This is a genomic window from Iodobacter sp., from assembly GCF_025352645.1.
GTDB lineage: Bacteria > Pseudomonadota > Gammaproteobacteria > Burkholderiales > Chitinibacteraceae > Iodobacter.
In genome coordinates this window covers 1-15928 of the sequence record NZ_JANXSO010000020.1, presented here as the reverse complement: position 1 = coordinate 15928, position 15928 = coordinate 1, and the positions used below count along the sequence as shown (strand labels likewise).

The 15928-nt window shown below is 49.2% G+C and carries 15 protein-coding genes and 2 rRNA genes; 11 read left to right on the top strand and 6 right to left on the bottom strand.

The genetic code is table 11. The annotated features are described in order from the left end of the window. Positions 1-33 precede the first annotated feature (33 nt). Positions 34-2823, bottom strand: a complete 2790-nt coding sequence (locus Q0R17_RS02520) for a pitrilysin family protein (RefSeq protein WP_293931834.1) — start codon at positions 2821-2823, stop codon at positions 34-36. A 218-nt stretch (positions 2824-3041) separates the two neighbouring features. On the opposite strand from Q0R17_RS02520, the gene Q0R17_RS02515 reads away from it, so the two are divergent. The 5 genes from Q0R17_RS02515 to Q0R17_RS02495 are packed head-to-tail and all read left to right on the top strand — an operon-like array spanning position 3042 to position 7955. Beyond that, positions 3042-3503, top strand: a complete 462-nt coding sequence (locus Q0R17_RS02515; RefSeq protein ID WP_293931832.1) for a MarR family winged helix-turn-helix transcriptional regulator — start codon at positions 3042-3044, stop codon at positions 3501-3503. Continuing rightward, complete coding sequence (locus Q0R17_RS02510) at positions 3500-5467, top strand: FUSC family protein (RefSeq protein WP_293931830.1); 1968 nt, start codon at positions 3500-3502, stop codon at positions 5465-5467. Before Q0R17_RS02515 ends, Q0R17_RS02510 begins: the two co-directional genes overlap by 4 nt. Next, on the top strand, positions 5464-5661 hold the full coding sequence (locus tag Q0R17_RS02505) for a DUF1656 domain-containing protein (protein WP_293931828.1): 198 nt from the start codon (positions 5464-5466) through the stop codon (positions 5659-5661). Before Q0R17_RS02510 ends, Q0R17_RS02505 begins: the two co-directional genes overlap by 4 nt. Before the next feature lie 5 nt (positions 5662-5666). Continuing rightward, entirely contained in the window at positions 5667-6530 is an 864-nt protein-coding gene (locus Q0R17_RS02500; RefSeq protein WP_293931826.1) for an HlyD family secretion protein, read from the top strand. A 9-nt stretch (positions 6531-6539) separates the two neighbouring features. After that, complete coding sequence (locus Q0R17_RS02495) at positions 6540-7955, top strand: efflux transporter outer membrane subunit (RefSeq protein WP_293931824.1); 1416 nt, start codon at positions 6540-6542, stop codon at positions 7953-7955. Between the two features lie 73 nt (positions 7956-8028). Here the strand turns inward: Q0R17_RS02495 and Q0R17_RS02490 are convergent, their stop codons facing one another. Continuing rightward, on the bottom strand, positions 8029-8409 hold the full coding sequence (locus Q0R17_RS02490) for a Rid family detoxifying hydrolase (protein WP_293931822.1): 381 nt from the start codon (positions 8407-8409) through the stop codon (positions 8029-8031). Positions 8410-8497: 88 nt separating this feature from the next. Here Q0R17_RS02490 and Q0R17_RS02485 point away from each other — a divergent pair, with 88 nt between their 5' ends. The 4 genes from Q0R17_RS02485 (at position 8498) to Q0R17_RS02470 (ending at position 12586) form a co-directional block, all read left to right on the top strand. Continuing rightward, the gene (locus Q0R17_RS02485; protein ID WP_293931820.1) at positions 8498-9157 is read left to right on the top strand and encodes a Spy/CpxP family protein refolding chaperone; all 660 of its coding nucleotides are present in this window, start codon (positions 8498-8500) and stop codon (positions 9155-9157) included. A 12-nt stretch (positions 9158-9169) separates the two neighbouring features. Further along, a complete protein-coding gene (locus Q0R17_RS02480; RefSeq protein WP_293931819.1) occupies positions 9170-9853 on the top strand; it encodes a response regulator in 684 nt (227 codons plus the stop codon). 42 nt (positions 9854-9895) lie between these two features. Next, complete coding sequence (locus tag Q0R17_RS02475; RefSeq protein WP_293931817.1) at positions 9896-11110, top strand: HAMP domain-containing sensor histidine kinase; 1215 nt, start codon at positions 9896-9898, stop codon at positions 11108-11110. 261 nt (positions 11111-11371) lie between these two features. Beyond that, the gene (locus Q0R17_RS02470; protein ID WP_293931887.1) at positions 11372-12586 is read left to right on the top strand and encodes an IS256 family transposase; all 1215 of its coding nucleotides are present in this window, start codon (positions 11372-11374) and stop codon (positions 12584-12586) included. A 60-nt stretch (positions 12587-12646) separates the two neighbouring features. On the opposite strand, the gene Q0R17_RS02465 is transcribed toward Q0R17_RS02470, so the two are convergent. Together Q0R17_RS02465 and Q0R17_RS02460 are read right to left on the bottom strand one after the other, a co-directional pair. Beyond that, positions 12647-13144: a GNAT family N-acetyltransferase gene (locus tag Q0R17_RS02465; protein ID WP_293931815.1), complete on the bottom strand. Its 498-nt coding sequence runs from the start codon at positions 13142-13144 to the stop codon at positions 12647-12649. Positions 13145-13153: 9 nt separating this feature from the next. Next, a complete protein-coding gene (locus Q0R17_RS02460) occupies positions 13154-13579 on the bottom strand; it encodes a hypothetical protein (protein WP_293931813.1) in 426 nt (141 codons plus the stop codon). Between the two features lie 114 nt (positions 13580-13693). Between Q0R17_RS02460 and Q0R17_RS02455 the strand changes: the two genes are divergently transcribed. Both Q0R17_RS02455 and ubiA read left to right on the top strand, forming a co-directional pair. Next, positions 13694-14239 carry a chorismate lyase gene (locus Q0R17_RS02455; protein ID WP_293931811.1) on the top strand — a complete coding sequence of 182 codons (546 nt, stop codon included), beginning with the start codon at positions 13694-13696 and terminating at the stop codon, positions 14237-14239. Positions 14240-14342: 103 nt separating this feature from the next. Next, positions 14343-15203, top strand: coding sequence for a 4-hydroxybenzoate octaprenyltransferase (gene ubiA, locus Q0R17_RS02450; protein WP_293931809.1), 861 nt, complete (start codon positions 14343-14345; stop codon positions 15201-15203). Between the two features lie 334 nt (positions 15204-15537). On the opposite strand, the gene rrf is transcribed toward ubiA, so the two are convergent. After that, a 5S ribosomal RNA gene (gene rrf, locus Q0R17_RS02445) occupies positions 15538-15650 on the bottom strand. A 184-nt stretch (positions 15651-15834) separates the two neighbouring features. Further along, positions 15835-15928 (bottom strand): 23S ribosomal RNA (locus tag Q0R17_RS02440); the annotation flags it as partial.

Here is a 15928-nt window from a genome sequence, read left to right as displayed (position 1 = left end):
AGCACCTCGCTAACCCGCCCTAATTAACATCAATTACTTCTTCGCAAAATCACCTGCATAAACTACAGAAAGCTGTGCTGGATCGAGGTATTTCACCATCACGGCTTTGATTTTCTCCGGTGTTAGTGCGGCAATTTTTGCTTCAAACTCAGCGCTAAATTGCATAGTTCGGCCAAGGTATAGATTACTGCTCAATGCACCAGCAAGGCTTCCATCCTGAGTACGGGCTAATTGCACTTGCTGCAAGAAACTCTCTTTACCTAATTTTACCTCTTCATCCTTAAAGCCTTCTTGGCGCGCTTTAGCGATTTCTTCACGCATCCCCGTTTCTAACTTGGCACGATTTTCTGGGGCGTAAATAGCGTAAGTCACAAAGCTTCCCGATTCATCGGTAGCAGAGGCTTGCAATCTAGAGCCGCCACCATAGCTAATTCCATCTTTCTGGCGAATGCGTTCCAATATTCTGGAATTCATGCTGCCGCCTAATAAGTAATTAGCTAACACTAAAGCAGGATAATCAGCGTGCTGATCACCAACCGGCAATGCTAAACGGCCCACAAAAAAGGCATTGGCTTTATCAGGGGTTTGCTGTTTGATATCCAGCGGCTTATTCCCCTGAAAAGGCTTGCTTAGCCGTGCGTAATCTTGCTTGGCTTGCCAATTACCATATTGCTCGGCCAATTGTGCCTTAATCACCACCTCGTCAAAATCGCCCACCACGGCAACTTCAGCATGATTCGCACCGTAGTACTCTTGCCAGAACGATTTAAGCTCCGCCAATTTAATGCTTTTCAATTGCGTAATACGTTGCTCAATTGAGATATAAGCGCGTGGATCGCCAACTGGCCAAGTGTTTAAGTGCGAGCTCAGTAAGTCAGAAGCAATTGGCTGCGGCTCCTTGCGTGAAGATTCTAGCTGAGCCAATTCTTGATTAATCAGCAGCGCAAACTCTGCTTCATCAAACGCAGGCTGACGCAAAGCATCGTTAACTAAATCCAATACTTTAGGCAATTTATCCTTTATCGTTTCTACATAAACAGATAAATGATTCACATCGCCATTAATTTGCAATTTGGCTTGCAGCTGATCTAATTGCTCAGAAAACTGCTTGCTGGTGAGCTTTTTAGTACCACGATCCAGCATTTCTGCGGTTAAGCCCGCAATCATGGCCTTATTTTTTAAATTACTTTCATTGCCCATATTAAAAGATAAGCTGGCCGAAACCGTATTACCCCGCGTGGTTTTAGGTAAGAAAGCGTATTTCATACCATTGGCAAATTGGCCACTATGCGTGCGCTTATCGATATTCTCTGGCGTAGCCACAAAGCTCTCGCCTGCTGCCACGGCAATACCCGGTTTAAACTGCTGCAATTGCGCGGCCAAATCCACCTTAGCGGGTTTCGGTGCACGCTGCGGATCGGCTTCTGGAATAAACTCGCCGATAGTGCGATTGCTGGCTTTTAACCAAGTTTGCGCGACGCGTTGCACATCAGCTTTAGTCAGGGCTTTAATGCGATCTCTTAATAGCAATAACAAACGCCAATCGCCATTACCAATATGATCCGATAAAGCCACGCCCAATTGTTCTGGGCTATTAAATACTTTGGCCATATCGCTATCAATTTTGGCCTTGGCGCGGCTTAGTTCTTCATCGCTAATCGGATTAGTGGCTAAATCTTCGACGGTATTGATTAATACTTTTTTAGCCATCGCGATGGTTTGATCGTTTTTTAGCTCGGTTGCAAAAACAATATTTTGCTCACTGCGTAGCTCCGTGCCAAACATGATAAAACCTGGTTCTTCTAAATTAGCCGACCATGAAAATACGCCCGTGCCTAATTTACTTTCTACCAGCGATTTATATAAACGGCCATTTGGTGTATCACCCAAAATCACTTGCAGCGCTTCAAAAGCCGCGTAATCAGGATGAGCAGCGGGCACGGTATGATAGGTAGCCGCCACAAACTGACTATCGCCCACACGACGCACCACCACGCTACGTTCACCATCTTGTACAGGGTCTAGGGTGTAAGTGGCTTCAATAACGCGTTTAGGCCGTGGAATCACGCCAAATTTCTTTTCAATTAGCTTCAGCGTTTGGGCGGTATCAAACGAGCCTGCCACCACCAGTACCGCGTTATCGGGCTGATAATATTTGCGCCAAAAATCTTGCAAGCGTGGAATACTGACGTTTTCTACGTCGGTACGTGCACCAATCGTATCTTTACCGTAGTTATGCCACTGATACGCCGCCGACAGCACGCGTTGGATAAGCACGCGTGAAGGCGAATTTTCGTTTTTTTCCATTTCATTACGAACAACAGAAAACTCGGTTTTTAGATCGTCGCCAGAGATGCGCGAATTCACCATCCGATCCGCTTCCATCGAGATCGCCCACTCCAAAGTCTCTGGCTTTGCCGCGAACGTTTCATAGTAATTGGTGCGATCAAGCCAAGTGGTGCCATTAAACTGCACGCCACGCTGGCTCATTTCTTCCCACAATCTTGGATGCGCCTTACTACCCTTAAACATCAGATGTTCTAGCAGATGGGCCATGCCCGTTTCGCCATAGTTTTCGTGCTTTGAACCCACCCGATAAGTGATATTCACCGTAGTCACTGGCTTACTAGCATCTGGCACCAGTAATACTTTAAGACCATTATCTAATTGATATTCCTGAATCCCTTCTACGGTACGAATCAGCTTGATCCCTGCTACCACCGCTTGCGAGCTGGCTTGTGGCTTGGCTGCCGCAGGGCTGATTGTAGGGAGGAAAGCAAAAGTGAGGGCTAAGCTTAAAAACGTAAGGCGAGGTGGCTTCATAGTTTCCATCGATAATGAGCGGTTTATGACGAGAAGATAACTTACCGGATTATGTCCATATTGCAGCATAAAGAGAAAGCATTTCATGCAAGGACGCAATGTTATTAACTCCAACTCAAGTCAGTATATTTAAGTGAATACGATAAAACATGGCAATAGTAAGGGTGCAAGCTGACACTAAAATAGTTACCATGCTAACTATTAGCTATGGGAGGTATATGGATCCGATCAGAACCCAATTAAGTATTGCGCTCGCTAGCGATCTTACTCTGCTGTCGCGGCTGTATCGCCGCGCCGTCGATCAATGCGCGCATCGCCATGATTTAACCTTAGCCGGTGCTTGGCCCTTGGTGCTGATAGGCCGCAGCGAAGCAGGCATTCGCCATGGGGTATTGGCCGAAATGGTAGGGATTGAAGCGGCTTCTTTAATCCGCGTGATTGATCGCCTCGTGGCCGATCAATTGGTTTTACGCAGCGAAGATACGCACGATAGACGCGCCAAAAATCTTTGCCTAACCGATGAAGGCCGCAAGCATGCAGGTAAAGTTGAAGCTGTGCTGGCCGAGCTAAGAGCACAGGTTTTTGCCGACATTTCTATTGAGGAAATGCAAACTTGCCAACACGTTTTTGGCCGCCTACAAGGCTCGTTAGAGCAATTTTTAGCCGCAGGTGCCAAGTGAAGCTGCCTACTTTTGGCGAGCTTGCTTTTTCGCTTAAAACCTTTGCCGCCGCCATGTTGGCGCTGTATATCGCCTTTAGCATGGATTTACAGCGGCCATTTTGGGCCATGCTTACGGTGTATATCGTTGCCAACCCCTATTCTGGTGCGGTGCGCTCTAAAGCAGTTTATCGCGTGGTAGGCACGCTGATTGGCTCGGCAGTGACTTTGCTTTTGGTGCCAAACTTAGTCAATGCCCCAGAATTACTCTTGCTGGCACTGGCCTTATGGATTGGCCTATGCATTTATATCTCACTATTGGATCGCACCCCACGTAGCTATTTATTCTTATTAGCAGGCTACACCTGTGCGCTGATTGGTTTTCCCAGCGTCAGCAATCCAGCGGGGATTTTTGATGTGGCGCTAGCCCGTGTCGAAGAAATCACACTGGGGATTGTGTGCGCCTCGCTGATTCATAGCTTGATTTTCCCCGTCCCTGTTGGCCCCAGCATTTTGGCCCGCATAGATGGTGCCCGTAAAAAAGCCAGTGCTTGGTCCCTAAATGCTTTAAACCGTGTGCAAGATACCGATAGTGATCGGCGCAATATGTCCGCCACCTTATCTGAGCTGCGTATTTTGGCCACCCACCTACCCTTTGACACCTCACGCCTAAGCTGGGCAGCACGCTTAGTGAATGCGCTCTGTGATCAATTAGCGCTGATGCTGCCGCTGCTCTACGCCATTGAAGACCGCTTACACAGCTTGGGTGAGTTGTCCGAACCTTGGCAAGCGTTACTCGCACGGATTGCGGCATGGATTGATGCTGGGGCAAATCCAGCAGAAGCCGAAGCATTACAAGATCAGCTTAAAGCACTCACCCCTGCCCCCCAAGAAGATTGGCAAGAGATGCTGCTGATTAATCTAGCCGCCCGTTTAAGTGCGCTGATTCAAGCTTGGAGTGATACCGCAAAAATCCGCCATGGCATGGGTCAAACTTCATCGATTTTAAGTGCCGAGCTTGAAACGATCGTGGGCCATACCGGCATTAGAGCACTGCATTTTGATAGGGGAATTGCGTTTAGATCAGCGCTTACCGCGGCTATTTCTATCCTATTAAGTGGTGCATTTTGGATTATCAGCGCTTGGCCATCAGGGCTGATGGCACCCGTGATGGCGGCGGTAGCGTGCTCCTTATTTGCCACCTTGGACGACCCAGCCCCAGCCATTAAGGCCACATTTATTTTAAGCTTTGCCACGATCCCTATTTCGGCTTTTTATCTGCTAGCCGCTATGCCCGCCGCCAGCAGTTTTGGTATGTTGGCGCTCTTGATGTTCCCCACATTTTTAATTTTGGGGGTATTCATGCTGCGGCCAGCCAGTGCATTTCCGGCTCTGATGATTACTTTGATTATTGCCAGCACCTTGGCCCTACAAGACACGGCCATGGCCGATATGAATTCATTCTTAAATAATAAAGTGGGGGAATTAACAGGGATTGCCTGTGCCTTATTTGTAACCAGTTTGATTCGCTCTTTCAGTAGCGAATGGATTGTCAACCGGCTGCTACGGGCAGGCTGGCGAGATTTAGCCCAGCTCTCTCACGCCGCCATACCCTCACCCGCATTTACCGCCCGCATGATTGATAGGCTGGGTTTGCTCGCTCCTCGCCTAGCGCTACTGGCCGATACCCAACCTGCCAGCGATGTGCTGATTGATTTACGTATTGGTCACGAAATGACCGTACTGATTCAGTATCAGGAGCAGCTTCCAGAGCAGATCAAAGCATTACTCGCACAGTTATCGCAGTATTTTTCACACCGCCCACAAGCCGCTAGCCGCTCCTTATTGGCTCAATTAGATCAAACATTACAGGGCGCCATTAACACCCCTAGCGCGGCGATTCAACTCAATTTAATTGCTGCCTTAGTTGGAATACGTCGTGATTTATTCCCGCAGGCAGCGCCTTATCAGGAGACCAAATCATGATGGAAGTTGAGCTATTTGGGCTCTTTGTGCCACAACTACTGCTACTGACCATTGTTACTTTTATTCCTTACTGGCTTAGCCGCTGGATATTTAAACGTGTGGGCTTTTATCACTGGGTATGGCATCCAGCGCTATTTGATACTGCGCTTTACCTCGTGCTATTAGGCCTAATACAAACGCTTGCAAAGAGTTAATGTTAATGAAAAAAATGATTAAAATCCTGATCACCCTCGCCATTGTTAGCGCCGCTATTTTTACCGGCCTGCGGCTTTGGAATTATTATGAAGTTGAGCCTTGGACACGCAATGGCCGCGTTCGCGTGCAAGTGATTCAAGTGGCGCCCGATGTTAGCGGCCAAATTACCGCCGTGGCAGTAAAAGATAATCAGCAGGTTAAAACTGGCGATCTTTTATTTGAGATTGATACAGAGCGCTTTACGCTTTCCTTGCGCCAAGCTACCGCAGCAGAGCTGGCCCAGCGTAGCGCCTTAAAGCAAGCAGAGCGTGAGGCCCAGCGTAATCGCTCACTCAGCGGGCTGTTATCACAAGAAAGCATTGAGCAGACACAGGCTAAAGTTGAATCGCTACAAGCCGCGCTGGCTCAGGCCGTAGCTAACCATGATGTGGCAAAGCTCAATCTGGCCCGCTCGCGCATTTATGCCTCAGTGAATGGCGTGGTGACCAATTTAGATTTACAAAAAGGCGGTTTTGCCACTGCTGGCAAGCCCATGCTGGCGCTACTCGACCGTGATTCTTTCTATGTGGAAGGTTATTTTGAAGAAACCAAGCTAGATAAAATCCACCTAAATGACAGCGTAACCATGAATATCATGGGCCAAAAAACCGCTGTCACCGGCTATGTAGAAAGCATTGCCGCAGGGATTACCGATAGGGATCGCGGCACCGGTAGCAATCTATTACCTAATATTAACCCCACATTTAACTGGGTGCGCTTAGCCCAGCGTATCCCCGTGCGTGTTGCGCTAGATAAAATTCCTGAAGATGTGCGGCTGGTTTCTGGGCAAACCGTCACGGTAAACGTCACCCCTAGTACCAAGCGCTAAGAGGCCATTATGTTTAAAAAAATACCTCTTCTGCTGCTGATTGCCTTGGGTGGCTGTGCAGCCGTTGGCCCTAATTACCAAGGCCCTGCAGACAGCAAAATTGATACCAACAGCGCACAAGGCGCATTTATCAGCAGCGATAATGAGCAGCCCCTGCCCAAAAACTGGTGGCAGCTTTACCGTGAGCCTGCATTAAATAAATTGCTTGAAGACGCCTTTGCGGCCAACACCGATCTGCGCCAAGCTGCGGCTAATCTAGCCCGCAGCCGCGCTTTAGTGGGTGAAGCACAAAGCCTGCAATCTCCAAATATCAGCATGAATGCAGCGCCCGGCTATGGTCGCGCTTCTGGTGCAGCCAAAGGTTCACCCAAAGCTTTAGAAGACGACTTTAGCTACGATACCGGCGTTAGTTTGGCTTACCAATTTGATCTGGTCGGCAAAATTAGTCGTGGTATTGAAGCTTCACAAGCCGATAGCGAAGCCGCTAAAGCCGCTTACGATTTAGTCCGCGTCTCGGTCGCTGGCGAAACCACCCGCGCCTACGCCGATATCTGCTCATTTGGCAAACAGCTGCAAGTGGCTGGGCAATCAGTCAGCCTGCAGCAGCAGAGCCTGAGCTTAGATGAAAAGCTGTTTAAAGCAGGCAGGGGAACCTCGCTAGATGTGGTGCGCTCGCGCGGGCAACTCGCCCAATTGCAAGCCGCGCTACCGCCTTTAGAAGCCCAGCGTCGCATCGCCATGTACCGGCTTGCGGTACTCACCGGCCATGTTCCTGAATCCATAGAAAAAGTACTCCCCCCTTCCGTCTTGCAGTGCAACACTACGCCGCAGCTCGCAAGTAGCACCATTCCCAGTGGCAAAGGCAGCGATCTACTCCGCCGCCGCCCTGATATTCGCCAAGCCGAGCGCGGCCTAGCAGCGGCCACGGCCCGTATTGGTGTAGTGACCGCTGATCTTTATCCCACTATCAGCATTGGATTAAGCGGCGGATCAACCGGCCTACTCGATCAATTGGGTGATAACAACACCATGCGTTGGGGCATAGGCCCGCTGATTTCATGGACCATCCCCAATACTGGGGCCGTCCGCGCCAGAATCAACGCCGCCACAGCAGGGGCGGAAGGGGCTTTAGCTAAATTTGATTCCACCGTGCTCACCGCATTGCGCGAAGTAGAAAGCGCCCTTACCCTTTACGCTCGAGAGCTTGATCGCAACGCCGCCTTAATCAAAGCCCGTGGTGCCAGTACCGAGGCCGCCAGCCAAGCGCAGCAACTCTATAAAGCAGGTAAAACTACATTTCTTACCATGCTAGACGCCAATCGCAGCCTAGCCAGCGCAGAAAGCGCGCTCGCCAGCTCAAACGCAGCCCTAGCCAGCAATCAGATTGCGGTATTTATGGCGCTAGGCGGAGGGTGGGAAGAATAAGCTGCATCAGGACGAGCCGCTTTATACATCAAAGGTTGGGTTTGCTATCAAGAGCTAGCAAACCCAATATGGCTTAACTACGCAGTGCAATCACTTCAATTTCTACCAACGCGTCTTTAGGCAAACGTGCAACTTCTACGCAGCTACGAGCTGGGTAGCTACCGGTGCCTTCAAAGAAGCGACTATATGCTTCGTTAATTTCAGCAAAATGATTTAAATCTTTAACAAAAACAGTGGTTTTAATGATATTAGCGGCAGTCAAGCCCGCTTCTGCAATAATCGCCGCCGCATTCACTAGGCATTGTGTCGCTTGCTCACCCGGCGCAGCAGGCATCTCGCCTGTGGCGACATTGATAGGGAGCTGGCCAGAAGTAAATACGAGCTGGCCAATATCTTTAGCCTGAACGTAAGGGCCGATGGCGGCAGGAGCTTGGCTGGTATGTAAATCTTTCATGATGTGTCCTTATTAATGAATAGCGATCACCGCTATAAGCAATGCCAAACACCCTTTTGGGGCACAAAGCTGTGGGCAGGCACTGCTGATGACGATCAATCAATCGGTAGGTGCAATGATACCCGAGTCTGCACGGCTTATGCTTTACACAACTTTACACAAAGCACACAAACGCTTTACCTCCGGTGGCTACTCTGTAGGTGTTGCAAGCCTATTCATTCCCAAGGAAGCCATTATGTTTGATGCACTGAAAGCTAAATTCCAACACCGTCATCGCCGTGCCGCCATCATCACCGTGATCGGTCTTTCACTCGGTGGCCTAGCCTATGCCGCAGCCCCCGATCATTGTGGCGGCCCAGGAATGCGCCACGGCAATCCTGAGCAAATGCAAAAAATGATGCAAGGCCGCTTAGAAAAAATGCTACAAGAGATCAATGCTACTGATGCACAAAAAAGCCAACTTAAGCCATTGGCCGAGCAAGCCTTTGCCGAGATGAAAATCCAACGTGAATCCATGAAAAATGATCACGATGAGCTGCGTAAATTATTTAGCCAAAGCACCGTGGATGCCGCACAGCTTGAAACCTTGCGCGCCGCTAAAATTAAGGCCATGGATGATTCTTCGCGTAAACTCACCGCTCTTATGGCCGAAGCCAGCCGTATCCTCACGCCAGAGCAAAGACTGAAGCTGGTTGAAAAAATGGAACAACGCCGCGGCCATCGTGGTGATAAACATCAACCTAAATAAAGAACTTAGCGCATGAGCAAATCACTTTTACTAATCGACGACGATCAACGTCTCACCGCCATGCTGGCCGAATACTTGCGCCAGCATGGGTTTAGTGTGGTGATTAGCGATGACGGTAAAAGTGGTTTGGCAGCGCTGGCCAGCCAGCATTTTTCGGCGCTGATTTTAGACTTAATGCTGCCGGACACCGATGGCTTGGATTTATGTCGGCAGATTCGCCAAATTCATCCGCTGCCCATACTGATGCTCACCGCCCGAGGTGATGTCACCGATAGAATCGTCGGTTTAGAGCTGGGTGCGGATGATTATTTGGCCAAGCCTTTTGATGCCAGAGAATTACTGGCAAGGCTGCGCGCTATCTTGCGCCGCCATAGCACGCCCTCTGACGGCAGCTTACGGTTTAATAATATTGAGATAGACCCAGGCGCCCGCAGCGTGCAGCTGGCTGGGCAAGATTGCAATATCACCAGCTATCAGTTTGATCTGCTACTGTGCCTCGCCCGCCATGCTGGCAAGGTGATGAGCCGTGAGCAAATCATGGATCAAGTGCGTGGTGAGGCACTAGAAGCCTTTGATCGCAGTATCGATGTACATATTTCCAAACTCCGCGCAGCGCTGGGCGACGATTCAAAATCGCCCAAGCGCATCATCACCGTGCGAGGTGTGGGTTATGTGTTTGCTAAGAATGATGATTAAGCCTTAGAGCGCCAAGCTCCCAACATAAAGCAAGGACTCACCGTGCGGCACAAGCTCTATTGGCAGATTTACTTTACCGTGGTCAGTAGCCTCGCTCTCTTTGCCATCTTGGCAGGCCTGCTCTACCAATTGCATGACGATCCGCCTCCCAAGCGTCTGCTCCACGGCACCGCCAACCTGCTGGCCGCCGCACTGCCACCTGCCAGCGCCCCTATTGCCGAGCAAGCCACTGCGTTTACCAAGCTCACTCAGGAATTTGATGTGCCCATCAGCTTTTATACGGCCAATGGGCAACTCATTGCCAGCACAGGGGACACCTTAAACGAGCCTGAACGCCGTAAACCACGCTTTATTCAGCTGCGCATGCCTGATCAGCGCCTGCTTACCCTATCCCCACCCCGCCACCGCGAAAAAAACTTTGGCCTCTTAGGTAGTTTTGTCCTGCTGGCGCTGGCCGTTGCCATTGGCGCGTTGCCACTGACGCGTAAGCTTACCCGCCGCCTAGAGGCCTTGGCCAACCAACTGGATGCGCTGGCAGAAGGAGATTTTTCCGCCCGCTTACCCGTGCGTGGCAAAGATGAAGTTTCCAGACTATCCAGCCGCTTTAACCACGCGGCCGAGCAAATTGCCGAGCTACTGGATGCGCACAAAAACCTACTTGCACACGCCTCGCATGAATTACGCTCGCCACTAGCCCGCTTACAAATGGCAGCCACGCTTTTAGGAGAACACGCCCCAGCGCATTTACAAACCGAATTAAGCCAAAATATTAATGAGCTGAACGAGCTAGTAGAAGAAATCTTGCTGATGAGCCGGCTAGATGCCAAGCCCACTAGCTTACAAACTCAATCGATTAATCTACTTGAACTATGCCAAATTGAAGCCGCCCCTTACCAAGCAAGCGTAGAGGGCCAAAACACCTATATCGATGCTGACCCAAGGCTATTAAAACGACTGGTGCGTAATCTATTAGAAAATGCCGCGCGCTATGGCCTTGCCCCATTGAGTATTCACATCAGTCAAACAGCAGGAAACGTTTGTCTCTCTATTTGCGACCAAGGCAAAGGCATTGCAGCAGCAGCCCAGCCCCATTTATTCGAGCCCTTTTACCGCCCCCCCGGCACACCAGAAGGCAAAGGCGGCCATGGCCTAGGCTTGGCTTTAGTGAAACGCATCGCCGAGCACCACGGCGGCAGCGTTGAATATCAAGCCAGCCTAGAGGGAGGAAGCTGCTTTAAGGTGAATCTAAAAAAGTAATTGAGTAGGCGCAGAAAGGGGAAGATGCTTAAACATGCCCACCACCTTAGCCTTCTAGCAGCCTGTCGGACTTAAGCGATCGTAGCGAGGGAAAGACCGGTTTGAGACAGATTTCGCGGGTTTTTGAGGCGAATAGCTGGCTATTCAACGAGAAAATGCGTGAAATATGGCCAAATCCGCTTTTGAGCCTGTAACTAAAATTGTGTAAATGCCCTTGGCCGATTAATCTCTTCCCGGAGAAAACTCATGTCAGACATCACAATGGATCGTCAAAAATTACAGGCTCTTGCCGCTGAACTCGCTAAAGATATTAAAACTGAAGCGGATTTAAATGCGCTCTCGCGTGAGCTACTCAAACTCACCGTCGAAACCGCTCTGAATGCGGAATTAACTGACCATCTTGGTTATGAGAAACATGCTAGCACGGTGGGTGAACGTGGCAATTCGCGCAATGGCAGCACGCCAAAGCGCCTTAAAAGCCAGCATGGCGAGGTGGACATCCATACGCCGCGCGACCGCGATGGCTCATTCGAGCCACAATTCCTCAAGAAGGGCCAAACCCGCCTGACGCAGATGGATGATCAAATTCTCACGCTGTACGCCAAAGGGCTGAGCACGCGCGAAATTGTGGCGGCATTCAAAGAAATGTACGATGCAGACGTGTCGGCCACCTTGATTTCTCGCGTCACCGATCGCGTGCTGGAGCAAATCACCCTATGGCAATCACGCCCGCTGGATGCCATTTACCCCATCGTTTACCTCGACTGCATCGTGATTAAAATCCGTGACAATTTACGCGTAATCAACAAAGCGATTTACTTAGCCTTGGGCGTGAATATGGACGGGCACAAGGAATTACTGGGTTTATGGATGTCCGAAAATGAAGGCGCTAAATTCTGGCTCTCCGTGCTGACTGAGCTAAAAACACGCGGGGTGCAGGATATTTTGATTGCGTGTGTCGACGGCTTAAAAGGCTTCCCCGATGCGATTGCGGTTGAATTCCCGCACACGCGGGTTCAGCTTTGCATCGTGCACATGGTGCGCAACAGCTTAAGATATGTTTCCTGGAAGGATTACAAAGCCGTTACCGCGGATTTGAAACAGATTTACCAGTCCACCACGGAAGAGCAAGCGTTACTGGAATTGGAGCGGTTTACGCAGACCTGGCAAGCCAATTACCCATTGATTTCACGGTCGTGGACAGCAAACTGGGGCAATTTGCGTACGATTTTCGAGTATCCACCGGAAATTCGCAAAGCGATTTATACAACCAACGCCATCGAGTCACTGAACAGCGTGATTCGTTCGGCGACGAAGCGACGCAAAGTATTTCCAAGCGATGAATCGGCCAAGAAAGTGATTTACCTTGCGATCGAACAGGCTTCAAAGAAATGGACGATGCCGATTCAAAATTGGCGAATGGCGCTGAATCGTTTCGTTATAGAATTTGGTGACCGGCTGAACGGCCACCAATAATTCCAAAGGCATTTACACAGAAAGATTTACAGGCTCCGGCTTTTCTGTAGTAGATCAGTCTTAAGCCCGACAGGCTGCTAGCCACTTATACATCACCAGCGTATCAACCAAACCCAAACGCTTATGTTGATAAGCTTTAGGCACTCTACCCACCGCCTCAAATCCCAGCTTTTGCCATAGCTCGACCGCCACTGTATTTGTGGAAACCACGGCATTAAATTGCATGGCTTTAAACCCCAAGGCCAAAGCCCGCTGCTGTGAATGCAAGCAAAGGCGCTGAGCAACGCCCTTACCTCGCGCCGCTGCAGCCACCATATAGCCACAATTACAAACATGCGCCCCCGGCCCGCTGGCATTGGGCTTTATATAGTAAGAGCCAAGCAACTCACCGTCTTCTACCAGCGCATAAGTCTCTGCAGGCAACACACACCACAGCTCATAGCCCTGCTGCTCAGTGAGCCCTGCATCAAAAGCATAGGTCTCTTCTGCCTGAATAATCGCCGCAAAAGTCGGCCAAAATTGAGAAAACAATACTGGGGTTATTGGAATAATGTTCATTACTGCACCTTAAATCGCCAAAGAAAATTCTTCATATGCAGTGCACAAAAGAATACGCCAACCCTGCTCGGTTCGGTTCGGTTCGGTTCGGTTCGGTTCGGTATCAATCAAGTTATACGATGTATGAAAAGTCCAAGGCGCTAAATCTGCCCGCTCTATCGTCCAATATAAATGAGCAATGGCATGGTTTGCCCCCTGCTTGATCATACTTGAAATAATAAACGTAGCCTTCTTATAAGCATTTGCAGTATAGAAATGGCATAGATCCAGCATATTGCTTTTCAGTGCATCAAAATCACGCCAATGAATATACTGGCCATTTTGCGCTAGCCCCGAGGGAAGTGCATAATATTGGGCAATGCGCTCACCATCTAATAAATTAAACTCTGCGCAATATTGACTGAAAAACAACTCAATATCGTAATCAATTGTCATTGCTTTAATTTTAATCCATTTAAAATTAGATATTTCTATATAAAACGCCTCGCAAGTACACAATCCCACAGGCACTGCTTATAATCGACGTTTTCTGTACCTTGGCGTGTTTTTATGTCATTGCCGCAACACTGGCGCACCCCACTCTGCCTTGCCCCACGGCATTTACTTCCTTGGCTTACCGAGAGAGGTTCGCTCACCGCAATGCTGATGGCACACTTTCCCAATATCTCCGTAGAAGTGATCTTCCAAGGCTGGCAAGCGGCCCATTTAGATGAAATGGATTGCTTAGGCCACGTTGCTCATCAACAAAACATCGCCTGCCGTGAAGTTTTATTAAAAAGTAATCAGCAGCCACTGGTATACGCCCACAGCATCACCACCGCCTCAGCCTTACGCAAGGGCTTTCATCTATTTGGTCGTAGTGGCAGCCGGCCACTGGGTGCCTTACTTTTTGCTGACCCTAAAATCCAACGCTCAAGCCTAAGCTGGTGCTGTATCGATACACGCCACCCTCTCTGGCAAAAAACGCAAGCTGCAGTGGGTCATTTACCGCAAAGGTTATGGGCAAGACGTTCAGTATTTTACTCTGGCTGCGATAAACTATTAGTTACAGAAGTCTTCTTATCCAGCATCGATTGTAAGCAGTTAGCTCAATAAACCAAACGCCTATGGCTGCTTTGCCATAACTTATCCTTACTGCCCCAGCTGATAATGATCAGTAAAGTAAGCTTATAGACCCTTCTTAATAGAACATTTCTCTATGCCGCCACGTATTTCTGCTTACGCGCGTCTCATGCGCATCGACAAACCAATTGGAACATTATTACTACTCTGGCCCACGCTTTGGGCCCTATGGTTTGCCAGCAATGGCCACCCCAACCCCATGCTGCTGCTTATTTTTTGCCTAGGCACGTTTCTAATGCGCGCTGCTGGCTGCGTCATTAATGATTATGCCGATCGCAATTTTGACGGCCACGTTGAGCGCACCCTCGCTAGACCACTGGTATCCGGCGAAGTACGGCCAAAAGAAGCACTTTGGCTAGCTGCAGGTTTAGCTATCGCCGCTTTTTTATTAGTATTACCTTTAAATAAACTAACGCTTTTACTCACGATTCCTGCCGTTTTTCTAGCGGGCTCTTACCCCTACACCAAACGCTTTTTAGCCCTACCACAAGCTTATCTTGGCATCGCTTTTGGCTTTGGCATCCCCATGGCCTTTGCCGCGCAAACTAATAGCGTGCCCGCTTTTGCGTGGATTTTACTCGTGGCCAATATCCTATGGACCATCGCATACGATACCGAATACGCAATGGTTGATCGTGCTGATGATTTAAAAATTGGCATTAAAACTTCAGCGATTACCTTTGGCCGCTTCGACGTCACCGCCATTATGCTGTGCTTTATCGGTTTTATTGCCACCATGGTTTACCTAGGTTTTAGCAGCCAACGCGGCCCTATCTACTTTACTTCCCTACTTATTGCCAGCGGCCTGTGTCTGCAACAATACAGCCAAATCATGGCCCGCGAACCTGCGGATTGTTTTAAAGCTTTTTTAAGCAATAACCGAGTTGGGGCAATCATTTTTATCGGCATCGTGCTGGATTACTGGCTAAAACATTAAGATTAAATTTAAATAGATAGAATCCAAGAAGGCGAATACGGCACAACGTATTCACCTTCTTTATTTATCAAAGCTAAACCTTAAATATTTAATCTAAAGAAGCGGCGTCAAGCCTCAGGCATAAAAGATTTCAGTACAACCCCCTCCAGTGAACATACCGCTAAGTGCATGCGGCTAAGGTTGGCCGTGGGCCTTTTTGATGCATGGACAACGCAAAGTGGCACAGTAAATAAGCACCAACTATCACTCGTTTTCACCCATACACCCCTTTCTTGCGCGCAAAGCAAAACCCCCGCCTCTTTCGAGTACGGGGGTTCTGTTTACTACATAAGGTGTCTGGCGATGACCTACTTTCACACAGGTATCTGCACTATCATCGGCGCTAAGGTGTTTCACTGTCCTGTTCGGGATGGGAAGGAGTGGGACCACCTCGCTATGGTCGCCAGACTTTAACGGGGTAATACGCTGCACATGCTGCTCTGCAACGCATTCAATATAGAAGAAGTAGGGCCACGGCATGCCGTGCACATTCACTAGCCCACACAGCATTTTACGCTCTGTAGTTTCGCTTAAACTCAAATTAGTCGATCTTGGGTAGATCATACCCTCGCGCACACGCGTCTCAGGTTATAGGATCAAGCCTTACGGGCAATTAGTATCGGTTAGCTTAATGCATTACTGCACTTCCACACCCGACCTATCAACGTCCTGGTCTCGAACGACCC

Coding starts and splice junctions, on each gene's coding strand:
- Q0R17_RS02520 (WP_293931834.1), bottom strand. CDS start 2,823: ATGAAGCCACCTCGCCTTACGTTTTTAAGCTTAGCCCTCACTTTTGCT.
- Q0R17_RS02500 (WP_293931826.1), top strand. CDS start 5,667: ATGAAAAAAATGATTAAAATCCTGATCACCCTCGCCATTGTTAGCGCC.
- Q0R17_RS02485 (WP_293931820.1), top strand. CDS start 8,498: ATGACGATCAATCAATCGGTAGGTGCAATGATACCCGAGTCTGCACGG.
- Q0R17_RS02515 (WP_293931832.1), top strand. CDS start 3,042: ATGGATCCGATCAGAACCCAATTAAGTATTGCGCTCGCTAGCGATCTT.
- ubiA (WP_293931809.1), top strand. CDS start 14,343: ATGCCGCCACGTATTTCTGCTTACGCGCGTCTCATGCGCATCGACAAA.
- Q0R17_RS02505 (WP_293931828.1), top strand. CDS start 5,464: ATGATGGAAGTTGAGCTATTTGGGCTCTTTGTGCCACAACTACTGCTA.
- Q0R17_RS02455 (WP_293931811.1), top strand. CDS start 13,694: ATGTCATTGCCGCAACACTGGCGCACCCCACTCTGCCTTGCCCCACGG.
- Q0R17_RS02490 (WP_293931822.1), bottom strand. CDS start 8,409: ATGAAAGATTTACATACCAGCCAAGCTCCTGCCGCCATCGGCCCTTAC.
- Q0R17_RS02470 (WP_293931887.1), top strand. CDS start 11,372: ATGGATCGTCAAAAATTACAGGCTCTTGCCGCTGAACTCGCTAAAGAT.
- Q0R17_RS02480 (WP_293931819.1), top strand. CDS start 9,170: ATGAGCAAATCACTTTTACTAATCGACGACGATCAACGTCTCACCGCC.
- Q0R17_RS02465 (WP_293931815.1), bottom strand. CDS start 13,144: ATGAACATTATTCCAATAACCCCAGTATTGTTTTCTCAATTTTGGCCG.
- Q0R17_RS02495 (WP_293931824.1), top strand. CDS start 6,540: ATGTTTAAAAAAATACCTCTTCTGCTGCTGATTGCCTTGGGTGGCTGT.
- Q0R17_RS02460 (WP_293931813.1), bottom strand. CDS start 13,579: ATGACAATTGATTACGATATTGAGTTGTTTTTCAGTCAATATTGCGCA.